General features: G+C 52.3%; 11 protein-coding genes, 1 pseudogene and 1 CRISPR repeat array. Of the genes and pseudogenes, 9 read left to right on the forward strand and 3 right to left on the reverse strand.

Features of this window, described 5'->3' with window-relative positions; translation table 11 throughout:
• Positions 1-291, reverse strand: a pseudogene (locus WCX19_RS13930) (hypothetical protein); the annotation flags it as partial.
• A 538-nt stretch (positions 292-829) separates the two neighbouring features.
• Between WCX19_RS13930 and WCX19_RS13935 the strand changes: the two are divergent.
• Entirely contained in the window at positions 830-1954 is a 1125-nt protein-coding gene (locus tag WCX19_RS13935) for a YhcG family protein (protein ID WP_373009166.1), read from the forward strand.
• A gap of 437 nt (positions 1955-2391) precedes the next feature.
• Here WCX19_RS13935 and WCX19_RS13940 read toward each other — a convergent pair whose 3' ends face one another.
• Positions 2392-3630 (reverse strand): TIGR02710 family CRISPR-associated CARF protein, encoded by a 1239-nt coding sequence (locus WCX19_RS13940; RefSeq protein WP_373009168.1) that lies wholly within the window; start codon positions 3628-3630, stop codon positions 2392-2394.
• A 307-nt stretch (positions 3631-3937) separates the two neighbouring features.
• Positions 3938-4557: a CRISPR direct-repeat array (repeat unit 37 nt; unit sequence GTTTTCATACCCTTCTGATAACGGGTGCTGAGTCAAC).
• A gap of 569 nt (positions 4558-5126) precedes the next feature.
• Positions 5127-5879 (reverse strand): CRISPR-associated protein Csx14, encoded by a 753-nt coding sequence (locus WCX19_RS13945; protein WP_373009170.1) that lies wholly within the window; start codon positions 5877-5879, stop codon positions 5127-5129.
• A gap of 444 nt (positions 5880-6323) precedes the next feature.
• On the opposite strand from WCX19_RS13945, the gene cas6 reads away from it, so the two are divergent.
• The 8 genes from cas6 to cas1 all read left to right on the forward strand — a co-directional run bounded on the left by cas6 (position 6324) and on the right by cas1 (position 15514).
• Positions 6324-7118: a CRISPR system precrRNA processing endoribonuclease RAMP protein Cas6 gene (cas6, locus tag WCX19_RS13950; RefSeq protein ID WP_373009172.1), complete on the forward strand. Its 795-nt coding sequence runs from the start codon at positions 6324-6326 to the stop codon at positions 7116-7118.
• A gap of 83 nt (positions 7119-7201) precedes the next feature.
• Positions 7202-8671: a type III-B CRISPR module RAMP protein Cmr1 gene (gene cmr1 / locus WCX19_RS13955; protein ID WP_373009174.1), complete on the forward strand. Its 1470-nt coding sequence runs from the start codon at positions 7202-7204 to the stop codon at positions 8669-8671.
• Positions 8668-10527: a type III-B CRISPR-associated protein Cas10/Cmr2 gene (cas10, locus tag WCX19_RS13960; protein ID WP_373009176.1), complete on the forward strand. Its 1860-nt coding sequence runs from the start codon at positions 8668-8670 to the stop codon at positions 10525-10527. The genes cmr1 and cas10 overlap by 4 nt, the downstream gene beginning before the upstream one ends.
• Entirely contained in the window at positions 10524-11765 is a 1242-nt protein-coding gene (gene cmr3 / locus WCX19_RS13965; RefSeq protein ID WP_373009178.1) for a type III-B CRISPR module-associated protein Cmr3, read from the forward strand. The genes cas10 and cmr3 overlap by 4 nt, the downstream gene beginning before the upstream one ends.
• Before the next feature lie 17 nt (positions 11766-11782).
• Positions 11783-12691 carry a type III-B CRISPR module RAMP protein Cmr4 gene (gene cmr4, locus WCX19_RS13970; protein ID WP_373009180.1) on the forward strand — a complete coding sequence of 303 codons (909 nt, stop codon included), beginning with the start codon at positions 11783-11785 and terminating at the stop codon, positions 12689-12691.
• Between the two features lie 4 nt (positions 12692-12695).
• Positions 12696-13082, forward strand: a complete 387-nt coding sequence (locus WCX19_RS13975) for a type III-B CRISPR module-associated protein Cmr5 (RefSeq protein WP_373009182.1) — start codon at positions 12696-12698, stop codon at positions 13080-13082.
• Between the two features lie 2 nt (positions 13083-13084).
• Positions 13085-14239, forward strand: coding sequence for a type III-B CRISPR module RAMP protein Cmr6 (cmr6, locus tag WCX19_RS13980; RefSeq protein ID WP_373009184.1), 1155 nt, complete (start codon positions 13085-13087; stop codon positions 14237-14239).
• 279 nt (positions 14240-14518) lie between these two features.
• The gene (gene cas1, locus WCX19_RS13985) at positions 14519-15514 is read left to right on the forward strand and encodes a CRISPR-associated endonuclease Cas1 (RefSeq protein WP_373009186.1); all 996 of its coding nucleotides are present in this window, start codon (positions 14519-14521) and stop codon (positions 15512-15514) included.
• Positions 15515-15645 lie beyond the last annotated feature (131 nt).

A 15645-nucleotide genomic window follows, 5' to 3' on the forward strand; every position in this document is an offset into this window, starting at 1 on the left:
GAGGATGGCTGCGGCCCCGGCATTAAAGCCGGCGACCGTGTTGTACTTGCCGGAGTCGTTCCCCACGACTTTTGCGTCGCTGTCCTGGTAGACGACCTTTGCGACATAGCTCTCTTTTGTCTTCTCGACCGGCGCGTGGGTCGTGCCGGCGGTCATGTAGGACACGCAGGCAAATGGGTTCGTTGCGATGACCGAATCGACGATAGTCGCAAATGCTGCGACATCCGCGATCGGGGTCGCGAGCGTTCTTGTTGCGGTCTTTACTGCGGTGTTCTGGATGAAATCTCCCATACTAAATCACTCCTTTGTTTGTGATGGTGTTCGGAATTGCCGGGCAAGCTGTCCGCCCCGGTGTTGCCCGGGTTTTTGTTGTGCCGCCGTTTTTTGCCCGGGCCTCGCGATCCTCCGGACCACGGGTGTCTAATGGGCATTTTTGGCGGGCACGTTCCCGGCTGCACACTGGCAGGCAGATCGTGCCGGTATTTCCGGTGGGAGCCGGCGGGTGTTTGCCGCTCCCTTCTTTGTTCTGTTTTCGTTCCTGTCTCGGGGGCCCCTTTGACATATCTCTATGGGACGTATGGGGGGATGTGCTTTGATTATGAAATTGTTTTTTTGGAAAACCGAGGGATTTTTATTAGCGGTTGGGTTATCCGGGTGCGTGAGGGGATTTTTTTGGAGGAACAAAAATGTTCCCTGATCCGGGATCGGCAAAAATGAAAACCGGATCGCGTGAGCCGGTGGATAATGGTGTACTCACATGGGGGGAGACGTTTGGCTCACGAGATATTTGACACTTTTACCCCCCGTGCGACAGGTTAAAAAGGAGATATTGAAGAGAGATGATCAGGTGAGGGGAACGGGAAAGAAGCCGACGAAAAAACCCGGGGCGGTTATATCCCCGGCAGAACCGGATAGCAAGCCATCAGCAGTCCCACCCGTATTACTGGGGGATCTCCGGTCCCTGATTGAGTCTGCCCGTGTCCGTGTGGCGGTTGGGGTAAATACAGAGATGGTGAGGTTGTACTGGAATATCGGTACCCGTATCCGCAGGGACATTCTGGGGAAAGAACGTGCCGCGTACGGAAAGACGATTGTGGCGACCGTGTCACACCAATTAACTCATATCTATGGAGCGGGTTTTGGCCGGGCCAATCTTTTCTCCATGATCCGGTTTGCGGAACTCTATCCTGATGTCAAGATTGTCCAGACACTGTCTGGAAAATTGAGTTGGTCGCACTTTGTAGAATTAATGAAAATCGACGATCCTTTGCAAAGGGATTTTTACACCGAGATGTGCCGGCTCGAACAATGGAGTGTCAGGACGCTGCAGGCAAAGATCCAGGGGATGTTGTTTGAACGAACCGCCCTCTCGAAGAAACCGGAGGAACTGGCCCGCAAGGATCTTGCCGCCCTTCGCGATGAAGACCGTATGACCCCGGACCTTGTCTTCAGGAGCCCGTATTTCCTCGAATTTCTCGGTCTGTCGGATACGTTTTCTGAAAAAGACCTGGAAAATTCAATCCTCCGGGAACTGGAGAGATTTATCCTTGAACTCGGTACGGATTTCTCGTTTGTCGCCCGGCAGAAACGGATCCGTGTCGATGCTGAGGATTACTCTATCGCTTTGCTCTTCTATCACCGCAAACTCCGCCGGCTTGTAGCGATTGACCTCAAACTCGGGAAGTTTAAGGCAGCTGACAAGGGGCAGATGGAGTTGTACCTGCGCTGGCTGGACAAATACGACCGGCAGCCGGGCGAAGAACCGCCAATCGGGCTGATTCTCTGTGCGGGTTCTTCTGCAGGGCATATCGAACTCCTCGAACTCGAAGCAAGCAGCATCCGTGTTGCCGAATACCTCACTGAACTCCCGCCCCGCGAAGTGCTGGAACAGAAACTCAAAACAGCGGTGGCGATCGCACGGGAGCGGCTCGCAGCAGGGAAGGCCGGGGAGTGATGCGGGCGGGAGCCGGCGGGTGTTTGCTGCTCCCTTCTTTGTTCTGTTTTCGTTCCTGTCTAGGGGGCCCCTTTGACATATCTCTATGGGACGTATGGGGGGATGTGCTTTGATTATGAAATTATTTTTTTGAGAAAACCGGGGGATTTTTATTAGCGGTTGGGTTATCCGGGCGCGGGGCGGGATTTTTTTGGAGGAACAAAAATGTTCCTTGTTCTGTGATCTTTTTGCAAGCACAATGTTGCATGGTGCCTGTGAGCGGTTTTTTAAAAAGATCCGTGATTCTATCGCCGTACCCTGCAAAGGGGACAGAGTCGAGGTCCCGGGAGTGGGATGTGGGTGCCGTAATCATAGGGGATGAACGGTGGTATACCGGTGCGAAGCAGGTAATTTTAGATGGACCGACTCCGATCTCCGTCATCAAAAACGAAAAAAGATCACCCGGTAATTTCAATAAACTGCGAACCGGCAAAGAGTTCCTCTAATGACGTTCCGTTCTTTTTCTGCGGCCCGCCAAACCGGGTGGTAATGAAGTCATTCATTTTTTTAAGGAACAGTTCGGCCGTCTCTTTTTTCACCGGTGTGATCCCATGGGCGTAGATGGAGGCATTGCGCTTGTCGAGCAGGCTCTGCATTTCGGTCAGCCATTTCATCGCGTCGGTTTCACCGAGATCCTGGAGGAGCTGGTATTTCCTCCGGCACCCGACGAGAACATTGCTGCCGTTCCGGTAATCATTGTAACGGTTGAGACGATCGCGGTCGGGTATCCTGCGCTCAAGTTCGGTAAAGGGAATCTTCTTTTCGATGTCATCGAGCCCGATCTCAAGGAACATGACCTGTGCGCACAGCTCGAAAGCCCGGTACAGCCGTGCGACCGCATCGTCGTACCTGCCCTCGTCATATCTGCGTTGGGCATTGCTGATGAGATCGACCAGTACGCAGATGTACCGCTCTTCTTTTACGGGCGAATTGAGCAGCTTGTTGAGGAACGCCCGGTTCTTTTCGAAGCGGATTGAACTGCCCTCCGGGACCGGGAGGGTTTTAAAGAGTTCGTATGCTTCGCGGTGGTTGAACCGGTCCCAGAGATCGTAAGCGGTAAAGAGTTTCCGGAGCGGTTCTTTTTGGGGATGCCGGCAGACGCCGGAGAGTTCGTGGATCGCGTAGCTGTACTGCCGGTGGTTGAAGTACTGGATCGCGTGCTGGAGGATCATCTCGTCATACACCGGGTAGAGTGTCTGCTGGAGGATCCGTTCGGTGCCGATGATGATGGCACCTGACGGATCGCGTTCCCCCTCCACAAAGAAGATCGTGCGCCGGGTCAGAAGCGAGAGGAACGTCATGGCGCTGGTCATGCTCTTTGTGCCGGAGTTGTTGTTGATGATGATATCCGCCGCCGGGGTATCTTTCACAATTTTAGTGTATTCCGCAAGGATTTCGGTAAACGAGTGATGAATATCATCGATCCGGCTGAGCTCAAGAAACCGGTATTCCGGGATCTTCCGGTGCGCCTGTTCCGCATACGATGCTTCGATGGAGGGTATCATCTCCCGGCTTTTTTCGGAGCCGAAGATGACAATATTTTCCGCCCGGCTCTCTTTGATGCAGAACGCCAGGCCGTGAGCGAGATTTTCCGGTGCGGGACGCCCGATACCGAGTGTCATGAAGAGTACGATCATGGGAACCGCTCCCAGAAAGCAGGTTGTAGTTCATGTACGAATGCCCACAAGCCCCAGGATCTGTATCCCGACATGTAAAAAATTCCCGGTATACCATGAATCATAATGCCTCGTACTTTTTCCCACCCGATAAACCTGCTGATCTCGTTCCGGACCGGGTTCCGGTTCCCGCCCGGAATAAAACAAGGAATTGCCGGTTTTGCAGCGTCATAAATTACCATTCGCCCGGGGAAATGTAGGGACAAACCGTCAGTTGCATGGATGATGGTACCGGTGGATGGCCCATGCGGGCCGACTCAGGAAAAAGTGGAGTATACCCTTCTGATAACGGGTGCTGAGTCAACATGTTCTTTGATATGGGGCTAAACCCCCGGATGTTTTCATACCCTTCTGATAACGGGTGCTGAGTCAACTTAGAGGATCTGTTCACCACCTTGAACGAGGTGAAGGTTTTCATACCCTTCTGATAACGAGTGCTGAGTCAACTCCGAACAAGACTGGAACAAAAACTGCGACAAGGGTTTTCATACCCTTCTGATAACGGGTGCTGAGTCAACAATGACTCAAGTATGACAATCGGCAATTGCATTGTGTTTTCATACCCTTCTGATAACGGGTGCTGAGTCAACATGAAGGTTGGGTTCGCGGAAGCCGCACAGAACGATGTCGTTTTCATACCCTTCTGATAACGGGTGCTGAGTCAACGGTACAGATTCGCGAAGGAAACCGCATGGGAATGAAGGTTTTCATACCCTTCTGATAACGGGTGCTGAGTCAACAAACATGAAGCCTGGCCCCTAAGGGCAATAAAATGGGTTTTCATACCCTTCTGATAACGGGTGCTGAGTCAACACCCGTCTCAAGCGATGATTGGGGGAGCGCCCTATTTTGTTTTCATACCCTTCTGATAACGGGTGCTGAGTCAACCGTTCGCATTTTTGCCCTAAATACCTTTTGCTTTGTAATACAGTCCCGGATTTTTGGGGTATCTGTGCTGGTCTCAAAAAGTCCCGGGGTTTATAAAGACCAGCACACACCGGGGTAAAATTTTTGATTCTAATATATATCCCTTTTGAAACAGTTCCCGGCAAATGCCAATTTTTTCTCTGCACTCTTACGACGAAAATGGTGAATCAGTGATGATAAGATGATCAAAAAAATTTCACGTCGCCAATTCTCCGTAATACTATTCCGGGTACTTTTTTACGAAAAAATCAACGTACGGTTCCAGCATCATTGGATCCTGCGTCCATCTTTTCAGATTCGGATAAAAAACCGGATGTCACCGATGCCAATCGTAATTTTTTAAGAAAGTCGGTCTGTTCACCCGGCCGTTGTGGATGTATTGTCTGAAAGGATTCCTCAGTCTTATCAAAAAAAGATCATGATGCCTGAAAGATCTTCCAAAGATCGTTCCTAGCAAAAGAGTCCGCAGGGTCAGGCAGGAAATTTAAAAAAAATGAAGCGCCGGCCCCTCCCTCCGGCAGTCCCCCGGATCAGATGAACGCGTCAAGGAACCGCTGACCGTAGTCCGAAATGTAATAATGGCTTTTGCCTTTCTCAAGGATCCCGTGCCGTTCCAGGATCACTTTTTCGCTGCGCAACAGTGCACCGGGATCCTCCCTGAGCGCAACGAGCAGGCCGCTGACATAGTCCTGATCGACCGGGAATGTCGGGAGCTTCACGATATCGTATTCGCTCTTCGGCGGGAAAAGCAGGTGATTGAACTCTTTTTCTTTTTCCCGGTAGATTGCCTGCTTCTCGTCAAAAGATTTCGCTGCATGGATGCGCCCGATGTCGGACCGCAGGCGTTCAAGGTTCTGGTTGAAGAGCGATATGGACCGGTTGCCGATGTGGAAGATCCCGTCCGCATTCATGAGCTGGCCGATGAGTGCAAGCGTGATGCACATGTTCTTCCTTCCGCCAGCGACATTGAGCAGGATCCGGTCGCACCCGGCATCCACGCGCTCTTCCCGGATGATCTTCACGACCCGTTCCATGAATGTAAGATTGTCGGCCGTGGTTGTGACATCGTCAAACGGGAGAATCTCTTCACGAATCTGCACTTTGGGTGCCCGGATACTCATCCCTACCTTGATGAGATCGAGCCCCCCGAGAACGGCGGGATCCTTTGTTGCGATGATGACCAGGTCGGAAACCCGGAACCCGGCTGAATCTGTCCCGGCCGTAATGACCGGCGGGCTGAGCCCAAGCGGTGCGATGATCGCGGTTTTCTGTTTCTTTGGCATTATTTTCCCGTATCGTGTATCGGACACGGGAGTAGTTAAGGAATGCGATATTTTCGTGGCACAAGAGCGGAGGCACACAAAAACAGCACAAAACTTTTAAAGTCCGGGGGCTGATTACAAAATATCAGGAGCCTTAGCTCTTGTACGCCGATTTTTCCGGATTTGTTTTTATTATCCTGTTTTTGTAGAGTTTGTGAATAAAATCCGTTTTCCCCGGAGTATCGTCCAATCTGTTCTTCCGGGAGCGCGAAACCTCCCCGGGAGTTACCAGCGTTATCAATTTCGGGCCGGTACTAACCGGATTTTTGTTCTCTTAGTTCGGAAACGATTTGATTTGATCAGCGTTTCTGCCGTTTATTTATTCCGGCGTGAAAATAGTAACCCGTATAAACAAACCCGGAGTATACTCGCGTATTTATCTTAAAATCTGAGGTGAACCATACCATGAAGTGCTCGTTAATTTCTCTGGATATAACGATCCCGGATTCCCGAAAACTGGAGTTTCCCGGATCGGTTTTCCGGGGATGGCTGGGTACATGCCTTAAATGCGATCCCGCTGTCCCCTGCACGGGAGAATGTGCGGATCGCGCCAAGTGCCCGTATTACATGGTCTTCAAGGAGCAGACCGATGTGAAACCATTCTCTGTCCTTTCGATCCCGATCAAAGGAGGTATCCGTAATTTTATCAAAATTTATGGCGATCGCCGTAAATTTGCGCCGCGCATCCTTACGCTCATCCATGAACACGAAGCAAGCCGGCATTTCGGTGGCATGCCGTATACGGTCGAGAATATCGAAGCCCGCACGGTCGAGATGCCGCCGATGCAGCTTGCTGAGACAACAGAGGTGGTCTTTGTCTCGCCGACAAATATCCAGGAAGACAGCCGGCAGGAAATTCTCCCCGGGCTTTCCACGCTCATGAAATCCTGCGTCCGCACGTATAACCGGGTCACGAAGTATTACGATGAGAAGAACTATCCGTGCCGGATCCCGGACGAGATGCTTACGATGGAGGCGGAGATCCTTGACTACGACATCCGGACCGTGAAGATCGTGCACGAGAACATGTTCGACCGGCGCATTGCTCTCGAAGGGATCGTCGGATCGATCACGTACGACACATCTGGTGTCCACCCGGATGTCGGAAATGTGCTGAAGATGGGCGAGTTCCTCCAGATCGGCAAGCACAGCACGTACGGGTTTGGCGGGATGGTCGTGAAAAACGGGGGAGTTGCATGAGCGTGGATGTATTGGTTGTGGACAGGTTCACAAAGGAGAGAAGGGGATGAAAATTTTCGATTCATCGAAAGGAGTGTGAGACTATGACACGAACGATGCCGGATTTCCCGGAGGGGGATCTTGCGATTGACAATCACCATCCGGATATGGAGACCCGGACATATGAAATTCAGGTAATCACTCCCCTCTTTGGCGGAGGGGTTGAAGCAGGAAAGATCGATCCGGAATTACCGATCCGGCCATCCAGCATACGGGGGCATCTCCGGTTCTGGTGGAGGGCAACCAAAGGGGCGAAGTATGCCACAATTGAGAATCTTCGTCAAAGAGAGGGAGAAATCTGGGGATCAATGGAGAACCCAAGTCCGGTTGTCATTGTGGTAACATCGGTAAATTTGGATTCCCCAACTCCATGTGCCCGATATGACCCGAATAATGAAAGGCATAGATACGATTTACGCTGGAATTCACCATTTGCCGGACGAGAAAATCCGTTACCCTATATTTTATTTCCGTATCAGGGAAAATCCCCGGACAGTCTGGAGCCCAAAGATCCATCCGAAATGATTAGATCTTGTAATTTTACACTAACCGTAAAAATCCCCTCAACCAAAAAAATGGCAATTTACAGATCAGAATACAATGAACAACGCAATAAAAAACATCTCTTACCCTTGTGTGATGAGGACGATAATCTCATAAAAGATGTCGAAGCAGCTGTGTGGGCATGGGTAAATTTTGGGGGGATCGGTGCCAGAACCCGAAGAGGTTGCGGAGCATTGTTCTGTAAAAAGGCCAATCCAGAAAACCTTGAACAATTTTCCATTATCCCCCCGGTATCTGACAGCCAAGAGATAAGATCGTGGTATTTATCATGTTTGAATTATTTGGGGATTGATACTTCTACAAATTGTAAATGGCCAACCGTATTAAGAAAAATCTTACTGAAAACCGGCGGTAATCGGACTGATATTCAGTGTTGGATTGAATCTGTCAGCATAATAAAAAAATTCCGGCAGGGCGAAGACATTGGGCGAAACAAAGGGAGAGGTTCTCGTCCTGGTCAATCACGTTGGCCTGAAGCCGAATCATTACGTACGGTGGTTTATGGATCTGGTGAGAGACCTAATGGAATACATCCGGTTGATTCACGAATGACAAATATACCTGCATTCCCTCGCGTTGAGTTTGGAATGCCGATAATCTTAGAAATACGTAATGAGGGCATCAAGCCAACTCTTCAATATACTGATGAAAAAGATCGGATGGCAAGTCCTCTGATCTTGAGGCCACTCAAATGCAGAGACGGATTATGTTCATCAATGATTGTTCGGTTGAACACACCTAAATTAACTTCAGCCTATGTGAAACCAGGACAATCCGGGGGAGATAAAACATATCCTGGTGAGATAACTGCAAATGAGATCGAAAGTTCCGGAAATATATCGTACATAGATTCACCCATGAAAGGACGTTGTAAAAATGGTTCCGCCCTTGACGCATTCATCGCGTTTGCACAGGAAAAAGGAAATGATTTTGTCGAGGTGCCCAAATGACCGGATATCTCTATGTACTTGCTCTTGGCCCGGTACAGGATTTCATTGCCGCAGCCCGGACAACCCGGGATCTCTGGTTCGGCTCGCATCTCCTCTCGGAGATCAGCAAAGCGGCAGCAAAACAGATTGCAAAAGACGGCGGCAAGCTCATCTTTCCGGCTCTGATAACCAACGCTGCCGAACTGGAGCCCCGGAGTGATCCTGAAGCATTCAATGTAGCAAACATCATTTTGGTTGAATTGCCGGAAGGCAACGATCCCCTGGTGATTAACGAACATGCCCGGGATGCTGCAAAAAAACGGTGGAGGACGTTTGCGAATCCGGCGAAGGAAATTGCCAAGGAGGTAGTTGATGACACGATCTGGAATGAACAGATCGACGATGTCATTGAGTTCTATGCGGCATGGGTTCCATTCCCCAATCCGGAAAAATATGGCGAGACCCGTGCCCGCCTCATGCGCCTGCTTGCGGCAAGGAAATCCACCCGGGATTTCAGGCCGGCGCCCCTCCACCCGGGTCTTGAGAAGTCCTCGCTTGACGGTGCACGGGAAAGTGTGCTGAAAAAAGGAAAGACCTTTACAAAGGATCTGATCATCCGTATGCGCCTCAAGGAGCAAGAGCAACTCTGTGCAGTCGGCCTGACAAAGCGGCTTGGCAGCGGGGACGTGTCGTTTCCTTCCGTTGTCCGCGTGGCAGCGGATCTCTGGATTCGGCAAATCATGAACTCCCGGAATGATGACGCCATTCAGGTTCTGAAAAAGATTGAAGAGTGCTGCAAAAAAAATCCGAAGATTGCCTCCAGGTACTCAGGTACCCTCTACAGGAATTTTCCGTATGACAGCGCGGTTCTCTACCCGGCCCGGCTGGAATCGATGAGAATGGTGCCAAAGGAGCGAAAAGAAAAATCCTGGACTGATTATCTGGATCCATCCGACCGTGACGATCTCACCGAAATTAAACGACTGACAGAACGGCTACAGAAGAGAGGAACTGATGAGAATAGAGTTACACGATTCGGGTTTGGTGAACCCAATCCATATCTTGCAATACTTGTCGCCGACGGCGATCAGATGGGAAAGGCCATCTCCTCCATCGGCTCAGCTGACGAGCACCGGAAATTCTCGTATCAGCTTTCCCAGTTTGCAAAGGCCGCCAAGGGAATTGTTGAAGGCGAGGTCGGACATGGATGTGTGGTTTATACCGGGGGAGACGATGTCCTCGCCTTCCTTCCCGTGGACACCTGCATTGCCACGGCCCGGGCGCTCCATGAAAAATTCGGTGAATTACTGGAGGGTTTTCCCACGGAACCGGGAAAAACGCCTACACTTTCCATCGGAATTGCCATCGTGCATTCGCTGGATCCGCTCGAAGATATCCTCAATTACGGGCGTGATGCGGAACATGCGGCAAAGAAACCCGACCGTGACGGGCTCGCGGTTCACCTGCATACCCGGAACGGGGGAGAACCGACCCGGATTCGTGAACAATGGACACGAAAGGATACGGAAACCGGTGTTGACGGGGCTGCAAAACTCTTGAGCCTGGACAAGCGCCTGGACCTCTGGGTGAAGATGTACCGTGACGACGATTTCCCGGACGGGGCGGCATACGACCTTCGGCAGTTAGCTGAGGATTACAAGGCCTGGAAATCAGATCTTCCCGAGAAATTGCTGGAAAAAGATGTGCGCCGCCTTCTCAGGCGCAAGCGGGCAGGCAGCGGGAAGAGGGAGATTGAAACAGAGGATATCCCGGTTCTTGTATCCGGCATCCATTCCCATGAAGATCTGACCCGTCGCGCGGAGGAACTGGTACTTACCCGGAGAATTGTTGATATTACCCGGACGGTGAAATCATGAGCGTTACCTATCTTTCGATAACCCCGCACGATCCGATCATCGCGAGGGACAGCCGGCCGTTTGGTGCCGGGCTCCGCATGAAATCGCTGGACTGGCCGTACCCTTCGGTTCTTGCCGGGTCAGTGAGGACTGCGCTGGGTAAGATGAACGGTAGTGACTTTAAGGATCCGAAGATTGTGCAGGCCCTCAAAGAGGTGTCGGTTTTCGGGCCGCTTCCCCTTATCGGAGACCAGTTGTACTTCCCGTCATCCCGCGATCTCCTTGTTGACGGTTCTGATGAGAAGCACCCGAAGACTTATGCGATCCGGCCGGTAGCGATGCAGGCCGGGGAGGGATGCGATCTGCCCTCTTCCCGACTCCAGCCTGCCATGTTGCCGTCTCAGGCTGGCGGGGAGTTCAAACCCACGGCCCCGGCACCGTTCTGGTCGTACGAACGCATGGTATCCTGGCTGACAAACCCGGGCAACCGGCCGTTCGATGCACCCGCTGTACCGAAAAAACCTGAAGGCGTCTCATCCGTGGGGCTTACATTTCCGCAGAAAGAGTCACGGTTCCATGTGAAGATGGCGGAGAGCAGCGGTTCGGCAGAAGACGGGATGCTGTTTGAAACCGTTGGGCTGGATTTTGCCCTGCAATCAAATGGGCTGACTGACGGAATCAGGATTGCCGCACGGCTTGAAGCAGAGAATGAATTCGGACAGGTGATCCCGGCTCTTGGGGGATGCAATACCCTTGGCGGTGAACGCCGGGTTTCCACATGGGAGACCAAGAACGAGGGAGCCGGATGCTGGGAGTGTCCCGGGCAGATCCGGGATGCACTGGCCGGGAAAAAGAGAATACGGATGGTGCTTGCAACCCCGGCATACTTCTCAAACGGCTGGATGCCCGGTTGGATCGATAAAGAATCGCTGTACGGTCATCCGCCGGATGCACCGGAGGGTATCGAACTTACCCTGAAATCCGCATGTGTTGAGCGCTGGAAGCCGCTCTCCGGATGGAGTATGGAGACCGCCGGCAACCGGAAGCCCGGTCCAAAACCCCTGAGGAGGCTGGTCCCCGCAGGGTCCGTGTATTTCTTTGAGTGCAGAAATGACGGGGATGCACAAAATCTTGCAACCAGACTCTGGCTTAAACCCGTATCGGATGAATCCGAAAAGAACCATGAGCGCAGCGACGGGTTCGGGCTGGCACTCTGGGGCGTCTGGGATTACGAGAAGAACAATTCGGTTACTGAATGAAACAGGAGGGATATATTTTGACAAACACGTCAACGAAGAACGTTACTACGAAGATGTACTGGTTGCAGGCTATCACACCTTTGCACGTTGGTGCGGGAAAAGGCGTCGGGTTTATCGATATGCCGATTATGCGCGAGAAGGTCACGACCTGGCCATTTGTTCCCGGCTCTGCGGTCAAGGGCGTGCTGCGTGATTATTTCACACAATACGCGAAACAGGAGAAGAGCCTGATCGATGGCCTGATCGATGCCGCATTCGGTCAGGCAGGAACGGACATCGAGTCCAACGCCGGTTCCCTTGTCCTTACGGATGCCCATATCGTCTGCATGCCGGTACGCAGCTTGTACGGTACCTTTGCCTATGTCACGAGTCCCCTGGTGCTCGAACGGCTGAAACGCGATCTTAGTGTCACCGGCGCCGAAACACTTCCCGAAATCCCGACACCTTCCGATCACGTTGCATTCCATGCACCGGGTTCTGTCATTAATTCCGGGACAAAAGTATTTCTCGAAGATCTTGACCTGGATGCAAAACCGGATGGTGAGAAGACCGGGGAATGGGCAAAGAAATTATCTGGAATACTGTTCCCTGATCCCGAATGGCAGAAAATCTTCCAGGAACGGTTTGCAATCGTCCCGGACAACTGCTTCACATTTCTTGCTGAGCACGGGACGGATGTCGCTGCCCGCGTCCGGATCAACGATGAGAGGAAGATCGTTGAGAAAGGGGCGCTCTGGTACGAGGAGTCTCTCCCTTCCGAGGCAATCCTTGCAGGAATTGCCTGGTGCGACCGGATATATGGCGGGAAAGAAATTACGCAGGATACTATCCTTACGACGTTCTGCCAGAACGATCTGGATCTCCAGATCGGCGGGAAGGCAAATGTAGGGAAGGGCCGGGTCCGGTGCCGGTTCACGCGGGGTTGATCGTATGCCGGAAGAGAAGATCCTGACGAAAAACCAGATCCGTGCGGAAAAGGCATACCGGTGTGTTACGAAAAAGATTCGCAGGGATGATACAAAAGATCACAAAGATGAAGAGAAAAATTACCTCCAGCTCGCCCGGAGTTTCCCGGCGCTCGTGCATACCTGCGGACTTGTCCAGGCAATTGCATTTGTCACTGCAAAGGAGGGGCCGACCGGCAAAGATTATCTTGAGCATCTTTCAGAAGTCATGCCCCTTGAACCGAAAACTCCCGATCTTGCGGCACAGAGTCGTACAGCAGAGTTGCCCGAATACCAGCGTCTCACCCGGGATGCCATGGACTCTGCCGGCTGGCTCAAGCGTTATGCCGAGACGCTGCTGAAGGAGAACTGATCATGCCACAGGCATGCAGAGATGCCATCAAAGCCTTGTGGCACGATAATATTCTGTCGGACTGTGCCAATGCATCGCTCATTCGGGACAAGTGCCTCCTTGTTGATGTCGGGGAGAAGCAATTATTCCCAAAGACCAAAAAAGGACTCTATGACGCCATGCAGCATGCGTTGATACGGGCAGCCGGGCCGTACGATGCAGCCTTCAAACGGTATGTTGCCACCCTTGGGAACTCCGGAAAAACCGGTAATTTCAGGACCCGGGGCCGGCTGGTGATCGGTCTCGGGAGCGAGAGCGTGCTTGAAACCGGGATCACGCTTCACCATACGTATGGCACACCGGTTATTCCCGGGAGCGCACTCAAAGGACTTGCTTCGCATTACTGCGATCAGGTCCGGGGCGTTACAAACCCCGGGTTCAAACGGGGAGAGGTATATCACAACGCCCTTTTTGGGACGGATGAGGATTCGGGGCATATTATCTTTCACGATGCCTGGCTTACTCCAGGGAGTCTGGCATCAGCCCTCCCGCGGGATATCATGACCCCTCATCACGGGGATTATTATGCCGGAAAGTCTGCCGCCCCCACGGATTTCGACGACCCGAATCCTGTTTCATTCCTCTCGATCAACGGGACATTTTATATTTCAGTGTCCTGCGATTGCGATGTCGATGATGAGAATGGGAAAAATGAGACCGGGAAAAAATGGGAAGACCTCGCATTCCGGATCCTTTCCGATGCACTCCGCGAATGGGGCATTGGCGGGAAGACAAGTGCCGGGTACGGGAGAATGATTCCCGCAGGGAATTTCTCGTCGGGAAATTCCGCACCCTCATCCGGTATCATTATTGCAGGAAAACCGATTTCCGGGACGTCTGCGCCGAATAACGGCCCCCGGTATAGAAAAGAAGATCCTGTGACCGCAACCCGGATCGCCGACCCCAAAGGAAAATCAAGGCCGTATTTTCAGGCAGACGACGGGATCTGCGGCTGTGTGGAATCCGGCGATGTTTCCTCGGTTGAAATCGGGCAGCGCGTCCAACTGAAAGTTGTCGGAGTTATGCTTGACGGGCAGTGGAAGTATTCTTTTGCCGAACCGGGTTCACGAAAAACCCCGCCGGGTAATCCTCACGAACGGGATCGCGTGCGAAGGTGACGCTTTCCTGACAGGGAACTGATGGTAGATCCCTAACCCCTTCTTTTTGTTTTTCTTACCGGGTAAATGCGACCGTAGTACGTCATCACGCACCGTATGAGAGGATCCCCGTCCCGCCCATGCCGCTTTCCGGATCGGATTATCGTTTAAGGATCTTTTCACATGTTCATCCTTTGAGTTCCCGGTACATCACCCCAGGATTGGCAGAAGATCCTGTCCGGATGCCGGGTTTCGGGAGAAGGTCGATCCCTGACGTTCTTTTATCGGGAGGTTTTGCACATGTCCATCTGTTACATTACCGGTTACGGAAAAAAAGTCCGGGTGGAGAACGGGGTGATCGCGATCACCTCACCGCCCGGAGAAGGTGAGCGAGCAGAAAAAGTAGTCGTCACGCCGGCCGATCTCTCGCTTGTCGTGATTGCAGGAGACCATGGCCTGACCACGGGTGCACTCCGGCTCCTGCTGGAACAGGGCACCGAATTCGTGCTGCTGGACCAGTACGGCAAACCGGCCGGCTATCTCCTGCCCGGCAGGAAGAGCCCGGTCATCGGGAATGCGGAGCGGCAGCGGAACCTGCCGGCAAAAAAGGCACTCGCTGTTGCCCAGGCAATCGTGAAGCAGGCGATCCATAACAAGTTCTCCCTTGTCCGGAGCATGATCCGGAATTCTTCCGGCAAACTGTCACCGGCTGCGGTTGCATTGCAGGACTTCGAACGGCAGGTGGAAGTGACCCGGTCGGTTGCCTCGCTTCTTGGGGTCGAAGGGTCGGCTACCCGGGAATATTACCTTGCGCTCAGGCAGATCATCCCGGCCTCGTTCGGGTTTACCGGCCGTACCCGGCATCCGCCACGCGATCCGGTCAATTCCCTCTTCAGTTACGGGTACGGGATTCTCTATGCGGTGATCCGAACTGCGCTTGTCAAGGTGAACCTCAGCCCGTTCTACGGTGTCCTTCATGCAGACTATAAAAACCAGGAAGCGCTTGTGTATGATTTTATCGAGGAGTTCCGGCAGCCGGTTGTTGACCGGGTTGTACTGACCATGATCAACCGGCACCAGATCGATGTGCATAATTTCTCTCTATCCCGTGAGGGTTGTCTGATTCGTCCGGAATTCCGGAAGGCTTTTGCAGAAACGGTTCTTGAACGGCTGGAAGCACGGTACGAGTTCTATGGACAACCCCAACCGTTTTCTGCCGTGATTGACCGGCAGGCAGAACTTCTTGCTAATGCGTTACTGAATGGAAGTCCGTATCACCCATTCGAGTACCGCTGACAGAATATCTCCGGAGGGCTGGCGGTTATTATGGAAACTAAATTTGTGATTGTCTGTTACGATATCCCGGATACCAAAGTCCGGAACCGGCTGATCCATCTCCTCTTTGCCTGCGGGTTTTCGCGTATCCA

The sequence above is a fragment of the Methanoregula sp. genome (assembly GCF_041663825.1).
Lineage (GTDB): Archaea > Halobacteriota > Methanomicrobia > Methanomicrobiales > Methanospirillaceae > Methanoregula.

Excerpts from the sequence above, each read along its gene's own strand:
- cmr6 (WP_373009184.1), top strand. The coding sequence starts at position 13,085 with ATGCCACAGGCATGCAGAGATGCCATCAAAGCCTTGTGGCACGATAAT.
- cmr3 (WP_373009178.1), top strand. The coding sequence starts at position 10,524 with ATGAGCGTTACCTATCTTTCGATAACCCCGCACGATCCGATCATCGCG.
- cmr1 (WP_373009174.1), top strand. The coding sequence starts at position 7,202 with ATGACACGAACGATGCCGGATTTCCCGGAGGGGGATCTTGCGATTGAC.
- cas1 (WP_373009186.1), top strand. The coding sequence starts at position 14,519 with ATGTCCATCTGTTACATTACCGGTTACGGAAAAAAAGTCCGGGTGGAG.
- WCX19_RS13940 (WP_373009168.1), bottom strand. The coding sequence starts at position 3,630 with ATGATCGTACTCTTCATGACACTCGGTATCGGGCGTCCCGCACCGGAA.
- cas10 (WP_373009176.1), top strand. The coding sequence starts at position 8,668 with ATGACCGGATATCTCTATGTACTTGCTCTTGGCCCGGTACAGGATTTC.
- cas6 (WP_373009172.1), top strand. The coding sequence starts at position 6,324 with ATGAAGTGCTCGTTAATTTCTCTGGATATAACGATCCCGGATTCCCGA.
- WCX19_RS13975 (WP_373009182.1), top strand. The coding sequence starts at position 12,696 with ATGCCGGAAGAGAAGATCCTGACGAAAAACCAGATCCGTGCGGAAAAG.
- WCX19_RS13945 (WP_373009170.1), bottom strand. The coding sequence starts at position 5,879 with ATGCCAAAGAAACAGAAAACCGCGATCATCGCACCGCTTGGGCTCAGC.